The organism is Actinoalloteichus spitiensis RMV-1378 (assembly GCF_000239155.1).
GTDB lineage: Bacteria > Actinomycetota > Actinomycetes > Mycobacteriales > Pseudonocardiaceae > Actinoalloteichus_B > Actinoalloteichus_B spitiensis.
In genome coordinates this window covers 1-9673 of the sequence record NZ_AGVX02000492.1, presented here as the reverse complement: position 1 = coordinate 9673, position 9673 = coordinate 1, and the positions used below count along the sequence as shown (strand labels likewise).

General features: G+C 73.0%; 8 protein-coding genes. 3 read left to right on the top strand and 5 right to left on the bottom strand.

The window, feature by feature from the left end:
* The 5 genes from ACTIDRAF_RS30050 to moeA all read right to left on the bottom strand — a co-directional run.
* On the bottom strand, positions 1-1568 hold a 1568-nt coding region (locus ACTIDRAF_RS30050; RefSeq protein ID WP_016700510.1), incomplete at its 3' end, for an AAA family ATPase.
* An 82-nt stretch (positions 1569-1650) separates the two neighbouring features.
* Positions 1651-2562 (bottom strand): CDP-diacylglycerol--serine O-phosphatidyltransferase, encoded by a 912-nt coding sequence (gene pssA, locus ACTIDRAF_RS0220065; protein WP_016700509.1) that lies wholly within the window; start codon positions 2560-2562, stop codon positions 1651-1653.
* Between the two features lie 4 nt (positions 2563-2566).
* Positions 2567-3391, bottom strand: coding sequence for a phosphatidylserine decarboxylase (locus ACTIDRAF_RS0220060; RefSeq protein WP_016700508.1), 825 nt, complete (start codon positions 3389-3391; stop codon positions 2567-2569).
* A gap of 651 nt (positions 3392-4042) precedes the next feature.
* Positions 4043-4312, bottom strand: a complete 270-nt coding sequence (locus ACTIDRAF_RS0220055) for a GlsB/YeaQ/YmgE family stress response membrane protein (RefSeq protein WP_016700507.1) — start codon at positions 4310-4312, stop codon at positions 4043-4045.
* Between the two features lie 74 nt (positions 4313-4386).
* A complete protein-coding gene (gene moeA / locus ACTIDRAF_RS0220050) occupies positions 4387-5634 on the bottom strand; it encodes a molybdopterin molybdotransferase MoeA (protein ID WP_016700506.1) in 1248 nt (415 codons plus the stop codon).
* A 151-nt stretch (positions 5635-5785) separates the two neighbouring features.
* On the opposite strand from moeA, the gene ACTIDRAF_RS0220045 reads away from it, so the two are divergent.
* The 3 genes from ACTIDRAF_RS0220045 to groL all read left to right on the top strand — a co-directional run bounded on the left by ACTIDRAF_RS0220045 (position 5786) and on the right by groL (position 9609).
* Positions 5786-6418: an AIM24 family protein gene (locus ACTIDRAF_RS0220045; RefSeq protein ID WP_342626696.1), complete on the top strand. Its 633-nt coding sequence runs from the start codon at positions 5786-5788 to the stop codon at positions 6416-6418.
* 93 nt (positions 6419-6511) lie between these two features.
* A complete protein-coding gene (locus tag ACTIDRAF_RS30045) occupies positions 6512-7645 on the top strand; it encodes a serine/threonine-protein kinase (protein ID WP_039788368.1) in 1134 nt (377 codons plus the stop codon).
* Positions 7646-7989: 344 nt separating this feature from the next.
* Complete coding sequence (groL, locus tag ACTIDRAF_RS0220035; protein WP_016700503.1) at positions 7990-9609, top strand: chaperonin GroEL; 1620 nt, start codon at positions 7990-7992, stop codon at positions 9607-9609.
* Positions 9610-9673 lie beyond the last annotated feature (64 nt).

Genomic DNA, 9673 nt, shown 5'->3' with positions numbered 1-9673 from the left:
GCGGGGGGCTCGGCCGCCGGTTCCGCGAGCAGTTCGCCGTCCACGACCTCCTCCTCGGCGTCCTCCCGGGGGGCCGCCGGTTCCGTCGCGGTGCCCGCGGCCGCTCCCTCCCGTTCCGGGGGCTGCCGCAGGGCCGCGCGCACCGCCGCCTCCCGCCGCAGCGCGAGCAGGTCGGCGGTGACGAACCCGGGAGTGCGTTCGGCGATCACCCCGAGGTCGACGTCGTCGGACAGCGGGACGCTGCGCAGCAGCATTCGCAGCACCTCGGTGCGGGTCCGGGCGTCCGGCGGGACCAGCACGAGTTCGCGGTCCAGCAGCTCCGGGTCGCGCAGCCGCGGGTCCACTCCCTCCGGTTGGGCGGTGGTGCCCACGATGGCGAGCCGGCCGTGGTGGCTGCTGGAGCGCAACGCGTCCAGGACCACGGTGGTGAGCGGTGGCGGGTTCGAGCCGGGAACGAGGGCCTCGATGTCGGTGATCAGCAGGACGCAGTTCCGGCCGGCGGTGGCGTGCGCGGACGCCGCCGCCACGGCGTCGTGGACCCGCTGCGACGCCGTGCCCGCCTCCAGGGCGGCCGTGCTGGGTGCCGACACCTCGACCAGCTCCGCGTCGACCGCGCGGCTCACCGCGCGCACCAGGGTCGCCTTGCCCACGCCCGCCGGCCCCGCCACCAGCACGCCGAGCCGCGAGTTCGCTCCCAGGCGTTCGAGCAGTTCGGGCCGTTCGAAGGTGAGCCGGAGCCACTCGGTGAGCCGCCGGGCGGCGTCCTCCGAGCCGACCAGGTCGCTGACGCTCGGTACCTCCGGGCGGATCGGAGCGGCGGCTGTCCCGGCGGCGCCGGTGGCCGGTCGAGCGGCGGAGGAGGTGCGGGGAACCGTGCCCCCCGGGGATGCGGCGCTGGCCGGGCTTCCGCTCGCCGGGGTCGCCGCCGGGGCGGGGCCGGGGAACGGTGCGAACCCGCCAGCGGGGCGGGAACCGGCGGAGTAGTCCCTGCCGGTCGAGTCCCGCAGCGGGGCCGCGTCCCGCCAGGACAGCTGGGTGGACGGTTGGACTGCCACGGGGCCGTCCGGCTCGGCGGCGGTGACGGTGAGCAGTTCGTTGGTCCAGGTGATGCCGATCGCGTTGGACAACGTCCGCCTGGCCGCGCTGAGGTCCACCCCGCTGGGCGGGGCGACGTCCTGGGGGAGCAGGGAGACCGTGTCGCCCACGCTGAGCACCTTGCCGGTCAGCGCCAGCCGGAGCGTCTCCGGCGGCAGGGAGGCAGCGGCCATGCGCGAACCGGCGACCGTGACGGAGCGGGCGGCGCTCACCTCCACGGGGGCCACGACGACCTCCGCCCCTTCGGCGAGGCCCAGGTTCGACAGCGTCAGATCATCCACCAGGATGACGCCGGGCGCGGAGCCCCGCCCGGTCGCGACCGCGGCCAGGGCCGCGGTGACCCGACTGCCGGTGAGCCTCACGGCGTCCCACGCCGTGAGGCCCAGCGCGTCGAAGACCTCGGGATGGAGCCGGACGACACCCCTCCGGGTGTCCAGCGCGGACGGGGAGAGCCGAGCGGTCAGCGCGATCACCTGACCAGATTACGTGTCGAGGCGGAGCCGGACCGTACCCACCACGCAACCCGGGGGAACGCGATGCCCGCTGGCCGGGCGCTCAGGAACGCCGGCGGAGCCCGAGCCGTCGCCAGGACCGGCGGGCGCCCTCCGGCCCGGACGTGCCGCTCTCCGCCCGGACGGCGTCGCCGGCCACCCTGGGGCGCAGTCGAGGGCGCCGCAGCCGCAACCTGCTGGTGCCCCGCCGGATGGCGCGATGTTCACCGGCCGGTACGTCCCACGCTTCCGGGTGCCTGCTGAGCCAGCGGTACCGGCGGACGGCGAAGGGCACGTGGGCGAGGTAGAGCACGATGAAGGTCGCCAGGACCAGCAGGGGGTAGGTGATCGCGGCCGCCGCGAGCAGCCCCACCAACATCAACAGCGGTGCGATCGCCTTGGCCGGCACCTTCAGCGTCTTGAACGACAGGGTCGGGACCCGGCTGATCAACAGCCCACCGATCGCGATCACCCACAGCGCCACCACCAGCTGAGTCGACCACCAGCCCTCGCCTGCCTTGAGGGAGATGACCAGGGGGAAGAGCGCGGTCAGCGCGCCGGCGGGCGCGGGAACCCCGACGAAGAACTCCTTGCCGTACGGCGGGCTCTTCGTGTCCTCCATCAGCACGTTGAAGCGGGCGAGCCGGAGCACCGCGCACACGGCGAAGAGGAGGCAGACGACCCAACCCCACTGGCTGCCGTGCAGCGACCAGATGAAGATCACCAGGGCGGGAGCGACGCCGAAGGAGACCGCGTCGGCCAACGAGTCGAGCTCGGCCCCCATCCTGCTGGTGGCGTCCAACAGGCGGGCGAGGCGGCCGTCCAGTCCGTCCAGCAGCGCGGCCACCGCGACGGCGGCGACGGCCGCGACGAAGTGCCCGTCGAGGGCGAACATCACCGATGAGAGTCCGGCGCACAGCGCCAGCACGGTCACCGCGTTGGGCACCAGTCCGATGCCGGGCGCCACCCGTGCCATCTGTTCAGCCCTCCGCTGCGGCCGAGGAGGGCTCCGGGAGTTCGGCGATGACGGTCTCGGCGCCGACGGTGCGCTGGCCCGGCTCCACGAGCACGCGGCTTCCCGCCGGCAGGTAGAGGTCGACGCGGGAACCGAACCGGATCAGGCCGTAGGTGTCGCCCGCCGCGACCCGCTGGTCGGCGGCCACCTCGCACACGATGCGCCTGGCCACCATGCCCGCGATCTGGACCGCGACGACGCGGTGGCCGTCCTCGGTCTCCAGCACCAGGGAGTTCCGCTCGTTGTCGTCGCTGGCCTTGTCGAGGTCGGCGGAGAGGAACTTGCCGGGCCGGTAGGCGACCTGCCGCACCACCCCGGACACCGGGGTCCGCTGCACGTGCACGTCGAAGACGGAGAGGAACACGCTGACCCTGGTCAGCGGGGTGGCCGGCAGGCCGAGTTCGGCGGGCGGGACCGCCGTGTCGACCTGGGAAACGGTGCCGTCGGCGGCGGACACCACGAGCCCGGGCCGGCTGGGCGTCACCCGGCGGGGTTCGCGGAAGAACCAGGCGCACCAGGCCGCGAGGAGGAGGCCAAGCGCCCCCAGGGGGCGGGAGAACCGCCGCAGCACCAGGGCGAGCCCGGCGGCGCCGGCGACGAAGGGACGTCCGGCCGGGTGCATCGGCGGAACCACGGACCGGACGAGGTGGAGGAAGTGCGCCAGCGTGCCGGAACGCTCCTCCGCCGACGGCTCGGGCCGCTCCGCTGCTGGCGGCACCACCGGGAGGCGGGTGGTGTCCTCGCTGTGGTTCTCACGGCCCCGCGGGGGCCGCGGTGTGTCGGTGCTCATGTCGGCAGTCCGTAAGTCGAAGGGTGTCCCCGCGTCACCCGTTGGGATGGCACGGAGGCGCGGCACACGGTACGCGCCCACCGCGAGCGTAACCAGGGGGTGGCGGAGCGAGAGGAGTGGATCAGGACCGTCCCCCCGGGCCCGCGGCCGGACCGTCGCCGGCACCGACGACGCCCCGACCCGGGAGACGCGGAGCGCGCCCCGGAGGGCGAACCGTGCGCCCCCCGACGGCACACGGTCCACCCTGTCCTGGGGGACCACGACGAGACATCGACTCAACTCGAGCGGTCGGGGTGGGACTGTCGGAACCCCACCGGCAGGCCCTGGCATCCGGGTGAGAACGGCCTGGACACCGTCCGGATGTTCCCGGCGGAGCGGCCCGACCGGTCGGTCGTCCGCCACCGGACAACGGGGCGGGGCCGACGCGGGTTCCTGCCGGAACCACACCGTGTCCTGCCCGCCGAACGGCGTGACCTGCGTGCGCGACCAGCGTACTCAGCCAGGACGCGGACGGGCAATAGCATCCGGTAATGAGTTGATCACGAATGGTGAGTCGTCGTCGTTATCTCGTGCCGTGCCGGTCGGACCCGTTCCACGTGCGGTGGCCGGAGCGTCACGACCGGCACGGAGCGCGCCGGTGGGAGGGGGTCGTCAGCGCTGGGAGCGGGTGCCCAGCAGCCGGAGCACCACCAGCAGCAGGACCGCCCCCACCGCCGCGACGCCCATGCTGGGGAGGTCGAAGGCGAAGGTCCGCTCCTCCCCGGTGACCAACCGCCAGACCAGGCCGCCCAGCGCCGCACCGACGACGCCGACCAGGATGCTCACCAGGCAGCCCTGACGTTCCCGCTCCCTGCCCCCGACCACCAGGTTGGCGGCCCAGCCGACGATGGCTCCGAACACGATCCATGACAACAGGCCCATCCGACCAACCCTAGCCGTGGCGACAGGGCTGGGCCTCGTCCTCGTGGCCGGTGTTCCCGCCAGCCCCGGCGGGGTCAACCACCGGAACGGTTCGGCCCCCCGAGCAGGAGCACCTCCACGGGGGTGCCCGGCTCCACCGCCGTCACCTCCGGGGCGATCTCCACGAGGCAGTTGGACTCGGCCAGGGCGGACAGCAGGTGGGAACCGGCGGCTCCCACCACCCGGACCGCGCCGGTCTCCAGGTGGTAGCTGCCGCGGCGGTACTGCCGCTTGCCCGGGGGCGAGGAGAGCCCGGAGCCGTCGAGCACCGCCCGGGACCGGGGCCGTTCGGTCACGGCGAACCCGGCGGCCCGCCGGAGTGCCGGCCGTACGAAGACCTCGAACGACACCAGCGCCGACACCGGGTTCCCCGGCAGCGCCACCACGGGCACGCCCCGGTACCGGCCGCTGCCCTGCGGCATGCCCGGTTGCATCGCGACCTTGGTGAAGGACACCCCCTCGCCGGCCAGCGCGTCCTTGACGACCTCGTAGGCGCCCGCGCTGACCCCGCCGGAGGTGAGCAGGAGGTCGGCATCGGCCAGGTGCGGTTCCACCGCGTCGTGGAGCGCGGCCACGTCGTCGGGGACGAACCTGACGGTGGTGGCGCGCCCACCGGCCTCGCGGACGGCCGTGGCGAGCATGACGGCGTTCGACTCGTAGATCTGCCCGAGACCCAGCGGTTCGCCGGGCTCGACGAGCTCGGAGCCGGTCGACAGGACCACGACCCGGGGCCGGCGGCGCACCGGGAGTTCGGCGAACCCCAGCGCGGAGGCCAGGCCCAGCTGGGCGGGCCCCAGCTCCGCCCCCCGGCGCAGCACGGTGGCGCCGGCGGGGACGTCCTCCCCTGCCTGCCGCACGTGCCGGCCCTCCTCGGGGGCCACCGTGATCGTGACCTCACGGGTTCCGCCGTCGGTACGTTCGACCGGGACGACGCAGTCCGCTCCCAGGGGCAGCGGAGCCCCGGTCATGATCCGTTGGGCGCTCCCCACCGCCAACGGGAGCACCTCCGGCGCCCCCGCCGGCAGGTCGGCGGTCACCGGCAGCCGCACCGGGCGTTCCGGGGAGGCTCCCGCGACGTCGACCGAGCGGACCGCGTAGCCGTCCATGGCCGAGTTCCGGAAGGGCGGCAGCGGGATGGAGGCGACCAGGTCCCGCGCCATGGCGAGCCCGGCGCACTCGTGCAGCGGCGACCTGGTGACCTCGGTGGGTCGCAGCAGGCTCGCGACGTGCTCCTGGTGTTCCTCGACTGGTACCAGCGGAGGTGTCCTGTTGTCCTGGTCCACCCGATCATGGTGCCCTGCGTGCCGGCGGGGCCGGCCCCACGACTCGCCCGGGCCCACCGGGCCACAGAATCGTTCGCGCCCGGGGTGGGCGCACCGCCCGGGCCGGTCCCCACGCGGTGGGTACGAGGACGGAGGACTACCAGTGCAGGTCGTGACACGTCACACGCCGGGGTACGGGGTGGCGCGGCTGGTGCTCGGCGGTGGCGAGCAGGCCCTGGCCGAGGTGGGAAGCATGATGGCGACCAGCTTCGGCGTCGCCGTGGAATCCCGCCGGGTCACCGGCCGGGGCCCGGGGCGGGGGGTGCGCGGCGGTGGGCCCCGGGCCACCGGTTTCACCGCCCCGCCTCCCGGCGGGTGGGTGGATGTGGCGCCCAGCCAGGCCGGGGACCTCTACATCGTGGAGCTGGACGGACGCGCGGGGTGGTGCGTGCGGGCCCGGTCCTGGCTCGCCGCCGCCGGAACGGTGGTCTTCGACCGGGACTGGCCTGGCCTGCGTTCGCTGCTCGGCTCCGACGAGGGGTTCCTCACCCACGCCGCCGGGCACGGCCCACTGGTGTTGTCCTGCCACGGCAGCCTCGATGTGGTGAACCTCAAGGCGGGTGAGGTGGTCACGCTCAACGCGGGCCACGTCCTCGGGTACCGGGACGACACCAGGGTGCGGCTCCGGGCGCTCGACCAATTGGGCGAGCAGTCGGTGCGGACCGGCGCGGGGCTGCTCCTCGACGTCGTGGGACCGGCCCGCGTGCTCACCCAGACGCGGGCTGCCCGTACCGTGAGGACCTGAGGAGCAGGTGTTCCCGTCGTCTCCCCCGCCCGGTGGCGGCGGGATCGGTGAAGCGCCTGTGAACGGGTATCACCGAGCGTTAGGCTGCGAGTCGTGTCGGAGGACCTCACCGGAAGCCGATTGGGGCACTACCGGATCAACGGTGTGCTCGGCCGCGGTGGAATGAGCGTCATGTACCGCGCCACGGACGAGCGTCTCGGCCGCAAGGTGGCGCTGAAGGTGATCGCCGAGCACCTGTCGGGGGACGCGGAGTTCCGCGAACGGTTCGTCGACGAGGCGCGGAACACCTCGGCGATCGACCACCCCAACGTCGTGCCGCTGTACGACTTCGGTGAGGTGGACGGTCTTCTCTTCATCGCGATGCGGTTGGTCGACGGGGCGGACATGGCCACGCTCATCAAGGACGGCCCGCTGGCACCGCAACGGGCGCTCGCCCTGCTCGGGCAGGTCGCCGAGGCGCTGGACATGCTGCACGACCGGGGTCTGGTGCATCTGGACATCAAGCCGGCGAACGTGCTGGTCACGAGCAAGGAGTCCAGTGAGGAGCACGTCTACCTCGCCGACTTCGGGCTCACCCGGCGCGGCGCGACCGGTCACCGCACCCAGGGCGGCGACTTCCTCGGGTCGCCGACCTACGCCGCCCCCGAGCACCTGCGCGGGGAGCCGGTCGACCCGAGGACCGACGCCTACTCGTTGGCGTGCGTCCTCTTCGCCTGCCTGACCGGCCGCCCTCCGTACCGGGGCCAGGTCCCGCAGGTGATCGAGGGCCACCTGGGCCGTGAGGTCCCCACCGTCACCTCGGTCGTCGCCCTGCCTCCGGCGATCGACGAGGTCCTCCGCCGGGGGATGGCCAAGGCGCCCGGCCAGCGGTACGCCAACTGCCGGGAGCTCGTGGCCGCCGCGAGGCAGGCGCTCGCGGGTGCCGCGCGGCCCGACCAGCCCGCTCCACCCGTGGGGCGCGAGACCGTTCCCGGGCCGGGCACCCCGGCCGCCGGCTGGGCCCGCCCGGTCGTGCCGACGGGCCCGCCGTCCACCCCCACCGGCCTGCCCCGGCAGACCCCGGCCGGTCTGGCCGAGCCGATGCGGTTGCGGCCGCCCTCGCCCGCGCAGTCCGCGTCCTCGTTCGCCTCCAGCGGCGGGGGCGGCAACCGTTGGGTGCTGCCGTTGATGGCGTTGGCGGCGTTGGTCGCCGTGGTCGTGCTGGTCGTCGTCATCGTCAACTCCTGACACGTCCTCCGGCTGATGTCTCCGCCGCCGAGGGCGCGTCAGCACGAGAAAGGCCCGGTTTCCCCGCGCTGCCGGTCCTCGCTGGTCACGCTGGGGGTCCGCGGACGGGGGCGCGGCGCGCCCGACTGTCGCCGCTTGCACTCATCGCCGCAGAGTGCTAAACACGGAACTGGCACTCGCTACTGGTGAGTGCCAAGGCCGGGACGGTGAGGCTGGCAAGGGGCCCCGCATGGAGGGGCAGTCCGGTCAGTCGTCCGTCGCGGGCACCGAGCCTGGCCCATTACGTGTCCTGCTGTGGGTACCCACGTTCCCGCAGCGCCCAATCGCCGGAGGACAACACCGCAATGGCCAAGTTGATTGCGTTCGACGAGGACGCGCGCCGCGGTCTCGAGCGTGGTATGAACACCCTCGCCGATGCTGTCAAGGTGACGCTCGGCCCGAAGGGTCGCAACGTCGTCCTGGAGAAGAAGTGGGGCGCCCCCACGATCACCAACGACGGTGTCTCGATCGCCAAGGAGATCGAGCTCGAGGACCCGTGGGAGAAGATCGGCGCCGAGCTCGTCAAAGAGGTAGCCAAGAAGACGGACGACGTCGCGGGTGACGGCACCACGACCGCGACCGTGCTGGCTCAGGCCCTGGTGCGTGAGGGTCTGCGCAACGTTGCCGCCGGCGCCAGCCCGCTGAGCCTCAAGCGTGGCATCGAGAAGGCCGTCGACGCCGTGGCCGAGCAGCTCCTGAAGGCCGCCAAGGAGGTCGAGACCAAGGAGCAGATCGCCGCCACCGCCGGCATCTCCGCCGCCGACTCCAGCATCGGTGAGCTGATCGCCGAGGCCCTCGACAAGGTGGGCAAGGAAGGCGTCATCACGGTCGAGGAGAGCAACGCCTTCGGTCTGGAGCTGGAGCTCACCGAGGGCATGCGCTTCGACAAGGGCTACATCTCGGGCTACTTCGTGACCGACACCGACCGCCAGGAGGCGGTCCTGGAGGACCCGTACATCCTCCTGTTCGGCTCGAAGATCTCCAACGTCAAGGACCTGCTCCCGCTGCTGGAGAAGGTCATGCAGGCCGGCAAGCCGCTGCTGATCATCTGTGAGGACGTCGAGGGCGAGGCGCTGGCCACCCTGGTCGTCAACAAGATCCGCGGCACCTTCAAGTCGGTCGCGGTCAAGGCCCCCGGCTTCGGCGACCGCCGCAAGGCGATCCTCCAGGACATCGCCATCCTCACCGGTGGCCAGGTCATCAGCGAGGACGTGGGCCTCAAGCTGGAGAACGCCGACCTGTCCCTGCTCGGCCAGGCCCGCAAGGTCGTCGTCACCAAGGACGAGACGACCATCGTCGAGGGCTCCGGTGACACCGAGCAGATCGCCGGCCGCGTCAGCCAGATCCGCAGCGAGATCGACCGCAGCGACTCCGACTACGACCGGGAGAAGCTGCAGGAGCGCCTGGCCAAGCTCGCCGGCGGCGTCGCGGTCATCAAGGTCGGCGCGGCCACCGAGGTCGAGCTGAAGGAGCGCAAGCACCGCATCGAGGACGCGGTGCGCAACGCCAAGGCCGCCGTGGAGGAGGGCATCGTCGCCGGTGGTGGCGTGGCTCTGCTCCAGGCCGCCGAGGCCGCCTTCACCGACCTGGTGCTGGACGCCGACGAGGCCACCGGCGCCAACATCGTCAAGGTCGCCGTCGAGGCCCCCCTGAAGCAGATCGCGGTGAACGCCGGCCTCGAGGGCGGCGTCGTGGTCGAGAAGGTCAAGGGCCTGAAGGCCGGCGAGGGTCTGGACGCCGCCACCGGCTCCTACAAGGACCTCGTCGAGGCCGGCATCACCGACCCGGTGAAGGTGACCCGTTCCGCGCTGCAGAACGCCGCCTCCATCGCCGGGCTGTTCCTGACCACGGAGGCCGTCGTGGCCGACAAGCCGGAGAAGGAGAAGGCCCCGGCCGCTCCCGACGCCGGTGGGATGGACTTCTGAGCCGTTCCCCGACCACTGGTCGAGAAGGGGCCGGTCCGCGTCTCGCGGGCCGGCCCCTTCGCCG

Excerpts from the sequence above, each read along its gene's own strand:
- pssA (WP_016700509.1), bottom strand. The coding sequence starts at position 2,562 with ATGGCACGGGTGGCGCCCGGCATCGGACTGGTGCCCAACGCGGTGACC.
- ACTIDRAF_RS0220060 (WP_016700508.1), bottom strand. The coding sequence starts at position 3,391 with ATGAGCACCGACACACCGCGGCCCCCGCGGGGCCGTGAGAACCACAGC.
- ACTIDRAF_RS0220055 (WP_016700507.1), bottom strand. The coding sequence starts at position 4,312 with ATGGGCCTGTTGTCATGGATCGTGTTCGGAGCCATCGTCGGCTGGGCC.
- groL (WP_016700503.1), top strand. The coding sequence starts at position 7,990 with ATGGCCAAGTTGATTGCGTTCGACGAGGACGCGCGCCGCGGTCTCGAG.